Source organism: Sorangium sp. So ce204 (assembly GCF_051526795.1).
GTDB lineage: Bacteria > Myxococcota_A > Polyangia > Polyangiales > Polyangiaceae > Sorangium > Sorangium cellulosum_B.
The window spans coordinates 7,435,804-7,451,117 of the sequence record NZ_CP150317.1 but is presented as its reverse complement, the minus strand read 5'-3'; the positions used below and the strand labels follow the sequence as shown (position 1 = coordinate 7,451,117).

Sequence of the window (15,314 nt, the reverse complement as noted above, 5' to 3'; positions counted from 1 at the left end):
GCGCTTACTTCGTGGCGAGCTTCGTCAGGTCGAGCATTTCGTCGACGTCCGGCAGCACGATCAGGTCGCACCGGCGGTTCTTCTGCTTGCCGGCCGGCGTGTTGTTGCTCGCGATGGGGTCCGTGTCCGCGAACCCGGCTGCGCTCCAGTGCCTCGTCGGCAGCTGGCCCTCCTTGCCGATCAGGAACAGCAGCACGGCCCGGGCGCGCATCAGCGACAGCCCCCAGTTGTCCTGGAACGGGCCGCTCTTGTAGCGCTGGCTGTCGGTGTGCCCGGCGACCTGGTAGTCGCGGTCCACGAGCGACTTGTCGCCCCGGATGACGTCCGAGATCTTCTTCAGGATCTGCTGGCCGTCCTTGCTCAGCGTGTCCTTGCCCGAGTCGAACAGGACGTCTCCGGGCAGCGAGATGACCATCCGGTTCCTGCGGACCTGGACCTCCAGGCCGAGCTTGACGAGCTCCTCGAGCTTCTTCCGGAGCAGGTCGAACCGCGCCTGGATCGCCTCGAGCTGCTTCGCGCGCGCCTTGTACTCGGCCAGCGCCTTCTCGCGGTCCTCCAGCGTCGAGCTCATCTTCGAGATGTCGGCGCCCTGGTCCGCGAGCTTCTTCTCGAGCTCCTCGACGCGCTGCTTCGCGTCGGCGAGCTCCTTCTCGAGCTCGGCCTCCCTCTTCTGGCTCCGGTTCTGGAGCTGGTTGTACTTGTCGAGCTGCGATTTCCACTCCTGCTCGGAGTGGCCGCAGCCCGCGGCGAGCAGCGACGACAGCGCGAGGGGTAGTGCAATGAGTGTCCGGTTCATGAGCGCTTTCTCCATGGCTCCGTCGGCGGGAGCGGGATGCTGCGGGCGAGAGCGTCGCTCAGCTCGGGCGAGAGATCCAGAGGGGAGGACGGCGAGATCCTCCCGTCCGCGCGGCCGTGCGCTGCAGGTGAGGCGGGATCGGGGCTCCGGCGGCGCAGGTGAGAGCGGCGACGGCGCGGCCGGCGACGGCGCTGGCGCGAGCGAGGTGGCCCCGACCGAGGTTGAGGTGGACCCGACCGAGGTTGGGCGGCCCCGACCGAGGTTGAGGCGGACCCGACCGAGGTTGAGGCGGACCCGCCACCCCGACCGAGGTTGAGGTGGCCCCGCCAGCCGTCCCTGCCAGCCGACCGGGGTTGAGGTGGCCGGCGGCCCCTGCTCCGATGCGTCCCGGGTGTGTATCCGTGACCGGGTTCCAGGGCCCGGGGCCGAGCGGTGCCTTGACCACACAGGCCGGGCGTGAGACATCGGCCCCCGGCCTCCGGGCCACCGAGAGCTCGGATCTTCAACCTCTTCCTGCGCGCGGGGCGAAAACGCGCGAACGAAACCAAGCAGATGCCCATCTCGTCGCGGTCTCCGGGTACGTCGTGCCGCCCTGGCTCCCCTCGCCGTCGCCTCCGGTCGGGCCTCGCGCTCGCGCTCGTGCTGGGCGCGTCTTCCGCGTCCGCCCAGCCGGCACGCCGGCCGGCGCAGCCGCCGGCGGCCCCAGCGCAGCCGCCCGCCGGGCAGGCGGGCACCCCCGCAGCGCAGCCGGCCGCGCCGGCCCAGCCCGGCGCAGCGCCGCCCGCCGCGCCGGCCCAGCCCGGCGCGGCGCCTGCGCAGCCCGGCGCGGCGCCGGACGGCGCCGAGACGCCCGAACCCCCGGCGGCGCGCCAGCCGCTCCTGCCGCCAGCCGACACGGCCGCTCCCTCCGCGCCGCAGCCGGCCACGCCGGCGGCCTCGGAGGCGCCCGCTGCCGCTGCGGCGGCCGAGCAGCCCGAGCGGCAGGCGATCCAGGCGGAGATCGGCGCCCGGCCCAGCGAGGTCTACGCCGAGGACTGGTGGTCCCACGCGCGACCGACGTTCGAGTTCCACGGCTACTACCGGCTCCGTTGGGAGCTCTTCAACAGCTTCGCCCTCGGCCGCACCGGCCTCCGTAATGAGGCGCTCTGGCCGCAGCCGGCCGACAACTCCTACACGGGGCACGTGCTCGAGCGCTGCAACCCGAGCGAGACCACGAGCGGCGGCACGCGCTCGTTCGACTCGTGCAAGAACGACACCCAGGCCGGCGCGAACATGCGGTTCCGCCTCAATCCCGAGCTGCACATCAGCGACAACCTGCGCATCCTCACTCAGGTCGATCTCCTCGACAACGTGGTGCTCGGCTCGACCCCGGACGGCTACGCGAACCAGCCGGCGGCGGGCGGCGGCTACCAGGTCGCCCGCCGGGGCGGCTACTCGCCGCTCGGGGCCTTCTCCAGCACCCAGTGGGCGCCCAGCGCCGGCATCAACTCGACGAAGGACTCGATCTCCGTCAAGCGGGTCTGGGGAGAGTACATGACCCCCGTCGGTCTCCTCCGCTTCGGCCGCATGCCGAACCACTGGGGCCTCGGTATGGTGGCGAACAGCGGTGACGGGTACGACTCAGACTACCAGTCGACCGTCGATCGGCTGATGTTCGTCACGGGCATCAAGAAATACGACATCTACTTCGCCGGTGCGTGGGACTGGGCCAACGAGGGCGCGACGAGCGCGTCGATCCAGGACCTCGAGGGCCAGCCGTACGACCTCGCCCAGTCCGATGACGTCGATCAGTACGTGCTCGTCGCCGTCCGCCGCAAGAATCCCGAGCTCCAGAAGCTCGAGCTCGCCCGCGGCAACATGGTCATGAACGGCGGCGTCTACTTCGCTTACCGGCAGCAGACGCTGGCGAACGACATCACCGCCGGCGACACCAACGACGACCTGTCCGCGTCGCTCGGCCAGAGCGCCGACAACGTCGCGGCGGGGTACGTGCATCGGGGTGCGGAGATGATCATCCCCGACGTGTGGTTCCAGCTCCTTTACAAGAAGTTCCGCTTCGAGCTCGAGGCGGCGATGATCTACGGATCCCTCGATCTGCGCGGGCAGGACGAGAGCGATTATGCGAACGTCCTCTCGCCGAAGGACACCGGCTGGGGCGTCCGGCAGTTCGGGCTCGCCACGCAGGCCGAGCTCACCGAGATGGAGGGCCGGCTGCGCGTCCACTTCGGCTTCGGGTACGCGACCGGCGACGACGACGTGCCCGCCCTCGAGCCGCGAGGGACGGAGCTCGGGGCCATGGATCCCCAGAACTCGACCGATCGCACCTACTCGACATTCCGCTTCCACCCCGATTACCGGGTCGACCAGATCCTCTTCAGGAACATCCTCTCTCGGGTCCAGGGCGCCTATTATTTCCGGCCTGGCGTCGACTGGGACTTCGCCCGCGACAAGAACGGCCAGCGCGCCGGCCTCGGCGCCGCGGCCATCTGGAGCCGCGCCTCCGAGTTCCTCCAGGCTCCCGGCAACTCCCGGGATCTCGGCATCGAGCTGAACGCGCAGCTGTACTTCCAGTCCAAGGACGGGACGCTCAACGACGACCCCGACAAGATGGGCGGCTTCTACACGGCGGTGCAGTACGGCGTGCTGTTTCCTCTCGGCGGGCTCGGCCAGCTCAGGGGTGAAGAAACGGTCCAGAAGATCGATCTCGAGACCGCACAGACGGTGCGCTGGTATCTCGGTATCCTCTTCTGAGCCGAAGCCGCCCGGCGCTCAGCCAGCCTCGCGCGTCGCCGCGTGTCTGGAAATGAGCGCTGGGGGCGGCGAAGCCGCGCCAAACGGTGCGAAACGGCGACGTCGTCGCTCTCGTCACGAGTCCTGCATGAGCCATCCGGGGCCAAACAGCCCTTGATCTCGCGACCGTCCTGGCCAAGGATAAGGATTGTCTGGACGCCAGGCGCGTCGCGATACTTCCGTGGCTCACCGAGGAGAACGGGTGGCGCAAGCCGCCGTTCTCCGGAGGGACGTGATGGTTCGTCGTCTCCTCATTGCGATGTTCTTGGCGGCGTCGATGGTGCTCGGGTCGACCGCCCTGTCCGTCGCCCAGGACGCAGACACGTCCGCTTTTCGCGACATCGCGGTCGGCAAGGACTACCGGCTCCGTGTCGCGGCGGCCCTGTCGCTCAGCAGGTCGAAGAGCCCCGGCGCGCGGCCAGCCCTCGAGAAGGCGCTCAGGGATCCACACCCGGCGGTGCGCGCGTCGGCCGCGGCGGCGCTCGGCGCGATGGGCAATCCCGCGGCCGTCCCGGCGCTCAAGGCGGCGCTCAACCTCGAGCCTGCCCCCAACCTGAAGCGCCCGATCGCGGCCGCCATCGAGAAGCTGTCGCGCTCGTCGCCCAAGGCGCGCTTCCTGGTCAGCCTGGGCAAGTTCGAGAACCGCTCCGGCGTGAAGGACGCGAAGCTCGGACCGCAGCTCAAGCAGCAGACGCGCAACCGCGTGGCGCAGTTCGCCGACATCGAGATCGTGGCCGACGGCACGGACCTGGCTGCGGAGGGCAAGAGCCGCAAGCTGCCGGCCTTCACGCTGGACGGCTCGGTCACGCACCTGAGCAAGCGCCATGGGGCGGACGGGGTCGGCTTCGCCGCCAAGGTCGAGTACGTGATCCGCGAGATGCCGAGCCAGACGCTGAAGGGCTCGATGACCGGCTCGGCCCAGGCGCTCGCCGAGGCGAAGCGCGCCCAGGGCCTGAGGGAGCTCGCCCAGCTGCAGAGCGACGCCGTCGCGGGCGCGATCGAGAGCGCGCTCCATCGGGCGCCGCTCGCCCTCGAGGCCGCCTCCGGCAGCAGCGTCGTCGCCTCCGGCCGCTGACCCGGCGGTCCGGCCTCGCCGGCGTGGGCCGGCGCGCGCCGGCTCGCGCACCGGCCCGGCGCAAACCGGCCCGGCGCGCGCGTCTTCCGCGGCGGGCGTCGCGGGCGCGTCGAGCAGGCGGAAGCCGCTCTCCGGTCGTGCTAGACCGCGCGTCCTCCTATGTCCATCGCAACGCCTGCCAGCTCCGACCTGCTCCGCCGCACATTCCTCGAGTTCTTCGCCCAGCGCGGGCACGAGATCGTCCCGAGCGCGCCGCTCGTGCCCCAGAACGATCCGACGCTGATGTTCGTGAACGCGGGCATGGTGCAGTTCAAGGACGTCTTCACGGGCAAGGACAGGCGCCCGTACCAGCGCGCCACCTCGAGCCAGAAGTGCATCCGGATCAGCGGCAAGCACAACGATCTCGAGAACGTCGGCGTCACCGCGCGCCACCAGACGTTCTTCGAGATGCTCGGCAACTTCAGCTTTGGCGACTACTTCAAGGAAGACGCGATCGCCTTCGCCTGGGAGCTCCTGACGAAGGTCTACGATATCTCGCCGTCGCGGCTCGTCGTCACCATCTACAACGGCGAGGGGGGCTTCCCGGCCGACGACGAGGCCGCGGCGATCTGGCGCAAGGTCACGGGCTTCGGCGACGACCGGATCCTCCGGCTCGGCCTGGCCGACAACTTCTGGACGATGGGTGACGTCGGCCCGTGCGGCCCCTGCTCGGAGATCCACTTCTTCCACGGGAAGGAGCCCGATGTCGCGCGCTTCGGCGAGGAGCCGCGCATCGACGGCACGGGCTGGACCGAGATCTGGAACAACGTGTTCATGCAGTACGACCGCGTCGAGAAGGACGGCCCGCTCGTGCCGCTGCCGGCACCGAGCATCGACACCGGCATGGGCCTGGAGCGGCTCGCGAGCGTGCTCCAGGGCGTGACGTCGAACTACGACACGGACCTGCTCCGCGGGCTCGTCGACAAGGCCGCCGAGCTCAGCGGCAAGCCGTACACGGGGGGCAGCGCCGACGACGACGTGTCGATGCGGGTCATCGCGGATCACGCGCGGACGGCCGCGTTCCTGATCGCCGAAGGGGTGATGCCCGAGAAGCAGCGGCGCGAGTACGTGCTCCGCCGGGTGATGCGCCGCGCGATCCGCCACGGGCACCGGCTCGGGATCGATCGGCCGTTCCTTCACGAGGTCGCGCTCGAGGTGGTCCGCCGGATGGGCGAGACGTACCCCGAGCTCCGCGACCGGCGAGAGCTCATCGCCCGCGTCACCGAGGACGAGGAGGTCCGCTTCCGCTCCACGCTGAAGCGCGGGATGAAGATCCTCGACGAGCGCTTCGACGAGATGCGCTCGTCCGGCGAGCGGACGCTCCCGGCCGCCGCTGCGGCCGATCTCTACACCACCTACGGCTTCCCGCTCGATCTGACCCAGGTCATCTGCGCCGAGTCGAACTTCGACGTCGACGTCCAGGGGGTCGAGGCGATCATCAAGGGCGCCGGCGAGGCGGACGAGGCGGACGGCCCGATCGATCCGACCTCCGCGGTGGACCCCGCGCACCGCGAGGCCCGCGCCAAGCTCGCGCAGCCGGTGGTGTTCACGGGCTACGAGCACGAGGAGGGCGACAGCGAGGTCGTCGCGATCGTCCGGGTCGAGGTCCAGGGCGAAGGCGACCGGGCGCGCAAGGTCCGTGCGCTTGTCGAGCGCGCGGAGGCGGGGGCGACGGTCGAGATCGTCGTGCGCGAGACGCCGTTCTACGCCGAGTCGGGCGGCCAGGTCGGCGACGTCGGCGAGGCGACGGCGGACGGGGCGCGCGTCGAGGTGAAGGACACGAAGAAGCCGCTCGCCGGGCTGGTCGTGCACGAGGGCGTGGTCAGCGAGGGGGCGATCGCCGTGGGGCAGCGCGTCCACCTGGCGGTGGACCACGCGGCGCGGTCGGCGACGCGGCGCAACCACTCGGCCACGCACGTCCTGCACTGGGCGCTGCGCAAGGTGCTCGGCGAGCACGCGCAGCAGAAGGGCTCGCGGGTCGGCCCGGACGTCCTCCGCTTCGACTTCACGCACAACCGGCCCCTCACCCGCGAGGAGATCGCGCGGATTGAGGATCTGGTGAACGAGAAGGTCCTGACGAACGCGAAGGTGACGACCGAGATCCTGCCGATGGACGAGGCGCGGCGGCGGGGCGCGATGGCGATCTTCGAGGAGAAGTACGGCGACACGGTGCGGATGCTCACGATGACACCCGAGGTGGTGGAGCTCTGCGGCGGCACGCACGCGTGCGCGCTGGGGGACATCGGGCTGTTCAAGATCACGAGCGAGGGCGGCGTGGCCGCGGGCGTGCGACGGATCCTTGCGTCGACCGGCCTGAACGCGCTCGCGTATGCGCGGGACGTCGAGGCCGAGCTCGCCCGGGCGCGCCAGGTCGCGAAGGCGCAGGGCGGCGATCTCGCCGAGAAGATCGGGAAGATCGTGGCGCACGAGCGGGAGCTCGAGAAGAAGGTCGCCGAGCTCGAGCGCCGGATCCTGGAGGGTGCGGGCCCCGCGCAGGGCGGCGGCGGCATCGACGCGATGCTGGACGGCGCCCGGGACATCGGCGGGATCAAGGTGCTCGCGCGCCGGGTGCCGGACGGCACGAACCCGGGCGCGCTGCGCGATCTCGCGGAGAAGCTGCGCGACAAGCTCGGCGATCGCTCGGCGGTGCTGCTCGGCGCGGCCGTGGGCGACAAGGCGCAGCTCGCCGTGATGCTCTCGAAGTCGGCCACCGAGCGGCTCAAGGCCGGCGAGCTCATCAAGCCGATCGCCCGCATCGTGGGCGGCTCCGGCGGCGGCCGCCCGGACATGGCGCAGGCCGGCGGGACCGACGTGGCGCAGCTCGACGCGGCGATCGCGGCGCTCTACACCGAGGTCGAGCGGGCGCTCGCGTCGTAACGCGCGCTGCCTGCGCCCTGCCGGGACAGCGGTTCAGGCGTCACGCCACTTGGTGCGGGCGAGCGGGAGCAGCTTCGGGGCTTTCCCGCCCCGCGCGGGGCGCGCCGGCAGCCGCGCTGGCTCGCCCGGCGCGGCCGCCCGGGGCCGCGCGCCTCGGCCGTGAGCGCCGATGGTCGCGCGGACGATCGGCGGCAGGAACACGGACTCCAGATCGACGCGCGCGAGCGCGGCCGCGACCGTGGCGATGCGATCCGGCAGCGACGCGTTGGCGTCGACCAGGATGATCCGCCGGCCGAGCACCGTGCAGAGCCCGCCCCGCGGATTGCGCGCGTCCGACAGGTGCGGATCGAACGCTTCCATCCTGACGGCGATGCCGACCTTGTCCGCCGCCAGGGTGAGCTCGTCGAGCAACCGCGAAAGCTCCACCCACACAGCGTAACCCTCCTGTCCGGCAGATGGCAAAGCGCAAAAGCGCTGTTGTCCGCGCCGCGCCGCGCCGCGCCGCGCCACCGCTGGCCGGGCGAGCTGCGGCCGTGACGACCGCGCGCCGACCGGGGTGCGCCGTCCGGGAGCGCCCGTCCACGCGTAGTTACGCGTGGTTACGCATGAACACGCGCGGTCACGCATGAACACGCGCGCTCATGTACGGTGATGCCCGGTCCGTCCAGCGCGCTTCGACCAATCGCTTCCTCCATCATCGCATAGCGCTCCTCGGCCGCGCGGCGGTGGTGCTGTCGTGCGGCGATGCGGTGAGTCGAGGGAGAGCCTTCGACTCCTGGACTCCCGGACCTGTCGTCGCACTCGACACTTCGCCTCAACAGATCAACCCATCGACTCCTCTTCTCCCGTGGTCTTCTCCCGCGCTCCGGACTGGCCGACATCCGCTCGCGAGCCACATCGATGCTCGTCCACGGGCCCGCGCGCGCCGCTGACTGCGCGCCGCGCGTTCATCGTTCATCCAGCCTGCCGTCGCCGGCCGCCGCGCGCTCGCCTCGGCGCGGCGCCCGGTCGATCCGGGCATCGCGCCGCCCGGCCCCCGGTTCCGTGCCCTAGAGGTCGGCCAGCGGCTTCTCTTGAGCCGGATCGCGCGTCCCGTTGACCGCCGTTTCCGAGCATGCTACGAGCAGGCCGTTCCGCGCGTCGTGGCCGAGTGGGAGCGAATGTGCGTTTCCCGGCTGCGGTGGGGTATCCCGCGCGCTTCGTCAGCCACTTTGGACGGGGCGGCCGCGATGGGGACGACGAGGGCGCCCGCCGGGCGGCGCGCCCGAAGGGCGAACAAAGATGACGTTCACGGATGCAGCCGCCGAGGTGCTTCGCCTCATCGGTAGACCGCTTCACTATAAAGAGATCACCGATATCGCGATCGAGAAGAACCTCCTTAGCCATGTTGGAAAGAGCCCAGAGGTGACGATGGGCGCCCGCCTGGCGGCGACGTTGAAGAAGGACACGGCGGACAACCCCCTGGTGCGCGTGAAGCCGGGCGTGTTCGCGCTGCGCGAGTGGGACGAGAAGACCATCAAGTCCGGGCTCGACGGCAAGAAGGCGAAGCGCGGCGGAAAGCCCGAGGCGGCCAAGGCGCGCAAGGACGAGGAGCAGCCGACCCTGTTCGACGCGGGCGCCGACGACGACGCGGCGGAAGAGAGCGAGCTTGGCGCTCCCGCGGAGATCGAGGCGGAGAGCGGCGCGGTCGAGGTCGAGGTCGGCGCCGCGGACGCGGCGGCGCAGGCCGCGCCTGCGATCGACGATGAGGACGAGGACGACGAGAAGGTCGCCGCCGGCGCGACGAGCGCGGCCGGGCTGAACGGCGTGGAGATCGCGGCAGCGCGCGAGCCCGTGCCGCCGCCGACGCCGTCGTCCCCGCGCGCCGCGAGCACGTACATCGACGAGGAAGAGGGCGAGCTCGACGACGCGGAGCCGCCGGGCCCGGACGAGGCGATGCGGGCCGAGGCCGTCGCCGGCGCCGCGGAGCTCTTCGACGAAGAGGACGACGACGATCAGCCGATCCTCGGCGGCGAGGACCGCGCGACGCCCGGCTCGTCGGGCGAGCAGGGCGAGGGCCGTCGCCGCCGCCGCCGTCGCCGCCGCGGCCGCGGGACCGCGGAGGCCAACCCGAGCACCGGTGGCCTGCCTTCCTACGTCGCGACGCCGGTGTTCGAGGCGCGGCGCGAGAACGGCCGCGAGCCGCCGCGCTCCGACCGGACCGAGCGCTTCGATCGTCCCGAGCGAGGCGAGCGCACCGACCGGGTCGAGCGCACCGACCGGGCCGAGCGCATCGACCGCGCGGAACGCCCCGACAGCTTCGGCGCCGAGCCCGTCTACCGCGGTCCGCAGGTCATCGAGCTCACGGGCGGCGAAGGGCACGCGCTCGACGACCTCGCCGGCCGGGATCTCGCCGATGCGGTCGCGGGCATCCTCTCGACCTTCGATCGGAACGCGGGCGCGGTCTCGCTCCGGCAGATCGCGGAGACGGCGCAGCGCCGCGGCCGCCTCGCCGGCGATGTGCAGCTCGTGCAGTCCCAGGTCGCGGCCGCCGTGCGCGCCGACAACGCGCGCCGCACCGCCGCGGGGCAGCGGCCCCGCTTCCGCTTCGCCGGCGGCAGGATCGCGCTGACGGACTGGCTGTTGCCGGGCGACCTGGCGCGGCTGGAGCAGGAAGCGCTCGCCGCGGTGGAGCGCTACCGCGACGCCGCGCGGCGCGCCTTCGTGCGCAAGCTCTCCGAGCTCCCGGGCCATGCCTTCGTCGAGATCTGCGTCCTCGCCCTCGAGCGCATCGGCATCGGCCAGCTGCGCGCGGTGCGCCGCGCCGGGGCGCCGGGCGGCGAGAGCCACTTCTCCGGCGCGCTCCGCACGGCGGGTGACGAGATCAAGCTCGCGCTGGTCATCCGGCGGGACGGCCGCGAGGTCGGCCGCGAGCGGGTCACCGAGCTGCGCGGCTCGCTCCACCACTACGGCCCCGCGACCGCCGGCTGGATCCTGACCGCCGGTCAGATGCTCTCCGGTGCGCGCGAAGAGGCCGCGATCGTGGGGACCGCGCCCATCTCCCTCTTCGATGGGCTCGCTGTGGCTCGCCTCTGCGAGGACAACGACGTCGCCGTCCTCCGCGCCCGCCTCCCGGTCGCGATCCCCGACGTCGATCTGCTCGAGGCGCTCCGGGCGTCCTGATCCCGCTCGCGCGCGTCCGGCCGGGGGCCCGCCCCGGGCCGGACGCGCGGCCCTCCTCGTCGCCGTCTTCCGGGCCCTCGGCCCTCGCTCGACACCCCTCCTCCACGGCCACGCCCCTCGCGCCGCTCCGCCGGCGGATGAACTCGGCGCCGCTTCCGCGGTTGACGGGCTCGGCGATCCTTGCCAGCGTCCGCGCCCATGCGCCATCGCGCGATCGCCTGGGCCGCGCCCCTCGCCGTGCTCGTGACCGGCTGTGCCTCCGTGGATCCGCCCGCGTCCCGGTTCCCGACCGCCGACGCGGCGCTCGACCGGATGAAGGCCACCTATGCCTGCGTGAACGGCGTCCAGGGCACCGCCAAGGTCGACCATTTCTCGCGCCAGGGGCGGCTCCGCGGGGACATGTACATCCTCGCGGTCAATCCGGATCGGGTGCGCTTCGACGTGGTGAGCCCGTTCGGCGCGACGCTCTTCACGCTCACGTCGAATGGCACCCAGTTCCAGATGCTCGATGTCGGGGAGAAGCAGCTCCTGCACGGGCCCGCGAGCGCGTGCAACCTGGCGCGGCTCACCCGGGTGCCCATCCCCGGGCACGCCCTCGTCTCGCTGCTCCGCGGCGAGGCGCCGGTGCTCGCTCACGAGCCGCGCGGCGCCTCGATCGCCTGGGACGGCGATGGGTTCTACCGCGTGCTGATCCAGGGCTCCCGCGACGCGGTGGAGGAGATCCACCTCGAGCCGCACCCCCGCGACTTTCTCGCGCCGTGGAGCCAGCAGCGCCTGCGCGTCCGCGAGGTCCGTGTCGCGCAGCGCGGGACAGACCTCTATCACGTGGAGCTGAGCCATCACGCGGCCATCCGCACCGCGCCGCCGCGCGTCGATCCGGAGGGGATCGACGATCCGATCCCGCCGAGCGGCGGCGCCTGCCTGGCCGAGATCCCCCGCTCGATCCGCATGCGGGTGCCCAACACCGAGGACGACGTGATCTTTCAGTACAAGGAGGCGAAGTGGAATCCGCCCATCATCTCGGGGGCGTTCACCCAGCCGGTCCCGGGCGGCGTCGCCCGCCGTCATGTCGACTGCCAGGACTAAGGTGCTCTGAGCAGGCGCGTTCAGGCGGCTCCTGAAAGGACAATGGCCATCACGGCTGGCGCCCGCTGGCTCGTGGCAGCGCTCGCCTGATGGCGTGGACGCCGCTCGCTCGAACGTCTAGACAGACGAATTCCACCTCGCCGTGGCCGGAGGAGTCGGCGATGGACGTCGAGCCGGGAACGATCGTCGGCGACAAGTACCGCCTGGAAGGGCCGCTCTCGCGGGGCGGGATGGGCTCGGTGTGGCTGGCCCGGCACCTCCAGCTGGGGGCGCCGGCGGCGATCAAGTTCATGGATCCGGAGCACGCGGCCTCGCCGGAGTTCCGCGCGCGCTTCTACCGCGAGGCGCGGACCGCGGCGAACCTCGGTAGCCCGCACGTGGTGAGCGTGCAGGACTACGGGATCTGGAGGGCTGTCCCGTACCTCGTCATGGAGCTGCTCCGGGGCGAGGATCTCAGCCGTCGCCTGAGGCGGGTCCGCCGCCTCTCCCTCGCCGAGGCGGCGCGCATCGCGGTCCAGACCGGCAAGGCGCTGCGCCGCGCGCACGAGTCCGGGCTCGTCCACCGCGACCTCAAGCCAGGCAACCTGTTCCTCTCGCGCGTCGACGAGGACGAGGAGATCGTCAAGATCCTCGACTTCGGCATCGCCAAGCAGCTCACCGGCAAGCTCCTCACCGACGAGACCACGAGGACCGGCGAGCTTTTGGGCTCGCCGTTCTACATGAGCCCGGAGCAGGCGCGCGGCGACAGGAACCTCGACGCGCGGAGCGACCTGTGGTCGCTCGGGGTGATCCTCTTCCGCGCGGTGACGGGCAAGCTGCCGTTCGAGGGTGACGTGCTCGGCGCGGTCCTGTCGCGCATCCTCGTCGAGCCGATCCCGCTCGCGACGCACCTCGCGCCCGACGTGCCGGCCGATCTCGACGTCTTCTTCCTGCGCGCCCTCTCGCGCGACAGGGCTCAGCGGTTCCAGTCGGCGCAGGAGATGGTGCACGCCTTCGTCGTCGCGATGGGCGATCCGGGCATCCCGCTGCCCGTGCCCTCGACGCCGGCGCCCGTGACGTCGCGGCCGGCGCCCGTGACGTCGCGCACGGGGACGCTGCTCGGGCTGTCGCCGGGCGGCACCGGCGCGCTGGAGGGCTCAGGGGAGCTCGCCCCGCTCTCCCGACCCGGGGACCAGGGCCCGCGCTCGCTGCAGGACACGCTCGCCTCGCTGGCCGATCCGTCCCAGCCCGGCACGCTGACGGCGGCAGCGGCCGGCGAGGTGCGCGCGGACCGCAGGCCTCACGCGAGCGCGACGCTCCGCTGGCTCGTGGCGTGCGGCGCGCTGTCCGCGATCAGCGCGACGGTCGCGGTCACGGCGCTGCGGCCCGTCGGCGTGGAGGGCGCCGCGCCCTACCACGTGGCCGCGCCGATCGAGCCCGAGAGCGTGAGCTCGGCTGCGCCGCCTCTGGAGGTGGTCCGCGCATCGACCCCGGTGATGGCACGCGTGCCCCTGGCCGAGGACGTGCCCGCCGCGGACGCCGCGCGGCGGGCGGCCACGGCGGAGCCGGCGGCGTCCGCCGAGCGAAAGGCCCCGCCGGCTCCGTCGGCCCCGCGCCGGGGCCCGCGCCGCTCGCGCGAGATCATCGACCCCTGGCAGCGAAGGTAGCGCGCGGCCGCGCCTGTCCGACGAAGCCGGCTACGCGAGCGCGTCGCGGATGCGGCGCGGCGCGTCCGTGATGAGCCCGTCGACGCCGAGCGCCGCGAGGTCCTGCGCTTCCCGCGGGTCGTTCACGGTCCACACGTTGATCACGCGGCCCTGCCGCTTCAGGAGCGCGATGCGCTCCGGGGACGCGATCGTCCGCTCGATGTGCGCGGCGAGCGCGCCGAGCGCCGGCGCGAGGCGCACGGCCGTGTCGTGGTAGCGGCTCCGGTGCACGAGGAGCGCGCGCGGGACGGCGGGCACCAGGGCGCCGAGGGAGGCGATCATGACAGGATCGAACGACGAGACGAGCAAGGCGTGGCGCGGATCCCAGGCGCGCACGAGCCGCGCGGTCGCGAGCACGACGGCGGTGCGATCGGGCACGTCCCGCTTCATCTCGATGTTGACGGCGAGCCGAAGGCCGCGCGCGAACGCGAGCACCTCGGACAGGAGCGGCACCCGGTCGCCGCGGAGGTCGACCCGCCGGAGCTCCTCCCAGGGGAGCGCCGCGGCGGCGCGCGGGTCCGCGCCCCCGGTCACCCGCGCGAGGTCCGGGTCGTGCAGCGCGACGAGCTCGCCCGAGCCGCACACCCGCACGTCGAGCTCGATCCCGTCGGCCCCCTGCGCCGCGGCTTGCTCGAAGGCGGCGAGGGTGTTCTCCGCGGGGGCGCCCTCGCCGCGCACGCCCCGGTGCCCGAAGAGGAGCGGCGCGCGCGTGGCCCGCGCGCGTGACGACGCTGCCCGCCCCGTCTCGCGCGCGCTCCTGCGGAAGCGCTGCTCGGCCCAGGTCACCGCGCGGGCTCCCCGTCGAGCTCCTCGGCGACGGCGCGGGCCGCCTCGCGCGCGCGCTCGAGCGCGGAGAGCGGGAAGGACGCCGCGCCGACCGCCGGGTGCCCGCCCCCCTCGTAGCGGCGGCAGATGGGGGCGATGTCGCGATCGCGGGGGACGCCGCACCAGGGGTTGTAGCCGACCGAGAGCTTGTAGTGCTGCTTCTGCCGGGAGAGCGTGACCGAGTACACGCAGTCCGGGTACATCGCGTACGTCATGAACTTGCCGACCGCCTCGAGCGGCGCGTCGGAGAGGTCGACGAGCACCACGCGGCCGAGCTTCCGCGCGCCGCGCTCGATGCGCGTGACGAACGTCTGCCGCGAGACGGAGAGCGGACGCCAGAGCTCCTGGATGTCCGCCTCGCGCGCCACCTCGCTCACCGGCCGCTCGACGAGCCGGGGCACCACGGAGGCGAGGAACGGCCCGTCGCCGTGGTGCTCCACCACGGAGGCGAGCTGCATGATCGGCTCCTCCCGGCTCACGGCGGCCTCGGCCGAGGGGAAGCGCGCGGTGTCGATGAGGTCGGCCCACCGGATGAGCTCATCGGCGCCGGCCATCTCGACGCCGAAGTGATCGCGGGCGACGTCCGCGATGAGCTTCGTGCACGAGCCGTAGGCGGCGTCGTAGAAGACCTGAGGCGCGTCGCCCGCGACCTTCGCGCGCGACGCGCCGGCGAGCGCCGCGTCGCGCTCCTCGTCCGAGCCGAACCCGGTGACGTGGTGGTCGAAGTACCACGTCAGCTTCTTCGTCGGCGTGTAGCGGAAGTCGAGGATCGCGTTCTCGTCGCCGTCGAGCCACGAAGGCGGGATCATCGTCATGCCCGGGCCGTACCCGCAGGAGCGGTACCGCAGCGCGAGCGGCTCGCCGGGGCGGAGCGCCTGCATCAGGCGGGTGAACAGCGCCGCGCTCGCCATGCCGTCGAAGCAGTGACCATGCGTCGCGACGACGATGTCCCTGGGTTTCATCGGGCGAGTGGGTAGCA

10 protein-coding genes are annotated in these 15,314 nt (G+C 72.4%); 6 read left to right on the top strand and 4 right to left on the bottom strand.

Features of this window, described 5'->3' with window-relative positions; translation table 11 throughout:
- Positions 1-4: 4 nt before the first annotated feature.
- A complete protein-coding gene (locus WMF22_RS27785; RefSeq protein ID WP_437293018.1) occupies positions 5-796 on the bottom strand; it encodes an OmpA family protein in 792 nt (263 codons plus the stop codon).
- 552 nt (positions 797-1,348) lie between these two features.
- On the opposite strand from WMF22_RS27785, the gene WMF22_RS27780 reads away from it, so the two are divergent.
- The 3 genes from WMF22_RS27780 to alaS all read left to right on the top strand — a co-directional run bounded on the left by WMF22_RS27780 (position 1,349) and on the right by alaS (position 7,577).
- Positions 1,349-3,547: a TIGR04551 family protein gene (locus WMF22_RS27780; protein ID WP_438031724.1), complete on the top strand. Its 2,199-nt coding sequence runs from the start codon at positions 1,349-1,351 to the stop codon at positions 3,545-3,547.
- A 274-nt stretch (positions 3,548-3,821) separates the two neighbouring features.
- Complete coding sequence (locus WMF22_RS27775; RefSeq protein WP_437293016.1) at positions 3,822-4,661, top strand: HEAT repeat domain-containing protein; 840 nt, start codon at positions 3,822-3,824, stop codon at positions 4,659-4,661.
- A 159-nt stretch (positions 4,662-4,820) separates the two neighbouring features.
- The gene (alaS, locus tag WMF22_RS27770; protein ID WP_437293015.1) at positions 4,821-7,577 is read left to right on the top strand and encodes an alanine--tRNA ligase; all 2,757 of its coding nucleotides are present in this window, start codon (positions 4,821-4,823) and stop codon (positions 7,575-7,577) included.
- Positions 7,578-7,610: 33 nt separating this feature from the next.
- On the opposite strand, the gene WMF22_RS27765 is transcribed toward alaS, so the two are convergent.
- Complete coding sequence (locus WMF22_RS27765) at positions 7,611-8,003, bottom strand: hypothetical protein (RefSeq protein WP_438031723.1); 393 nt, start codon at positions 8,001-8,003, stop codon at positions 7,611-7,613.
- An 855-nt stretch (positions 8,004-8,858) separates the two neighbouring features.
- On the opposite strand from WMF22_RS27765, the gene WMF22_RS27760 reads away from it, so the two are divergent.
- From WMF22_RS27760 to WMF22_RS27750, 3 genes are all read left to right on the top strand, one after another.
- Positions 8,859-10,739, top strand: a complete 1,881-nt coding sequence (locus WMF22_RS27760; RefSeq protein ID WP_437293013.1) for an HTH domain-containing protein — start codon at positions 8,859-8,861, stop codon at positions 10,737-10,739.
- 198 nt (positions 10,740-10,937) lie between these two features.
- Positions 10,938-11,825 carry a LolA family protein gene (locus WMF22_RS27755; protein ID WP_438031722.1) on the top strand — a complete coding sequence of 296 codons (888 nt, stop codon included), beginning with the start codon at positions 10,938-10,940 and terminating at the stop codon, positions 11,823-11,825.
- A 161-nt stretch (positions 11,826-11,986) separates the two neighbouring features.
- Entirely contained in the window at positions 11,987-13,471 is a 1,485-nt protein-coding gene (locus WMF22_RS27750) for a protein kinase domain-containing protein (RefSeq protein ID WP_437293011.1), read from the top strand.
- 30 nt (positions 13,472-13,501) lie between these two features.
- Here the strand turns inward: WMF22_RS27750 and WMF22_RS27745 are convergent, their stop codons facing one another.
- Both WMF22_RS27745 and WMF22_RS27740 read right to left on the bottom strand, forming a co-directional pair.
- On the bottom strand, positions 13,502-14,296 hold the full coding sequence (locus WMF22_RS27745; RefSeq protein WP_438031721.1) for a glycerophosphodiester phosphodiesterase: 795 nt from the start codon (positions 14,294-14,296) through the stop codon (positions 13,502-13,504).
- On the bottom strand, positions 14,293-15,297 hold the full coding sequence (locus WMF22_RS27740; protein WP_437293009.1) for a hypothetical protein: 1,005 nt from the start codon (positions 15,295-15,297) through the stop codon (positions 14,293-14,295). Before WMF22_RS27740 ends, WMF22_RS27745 begins: the two co-directional genes overlap by 4 nt.
- Between the last annotated feature and the right edge of the window lie 17 nt (positions 15,298-15,314).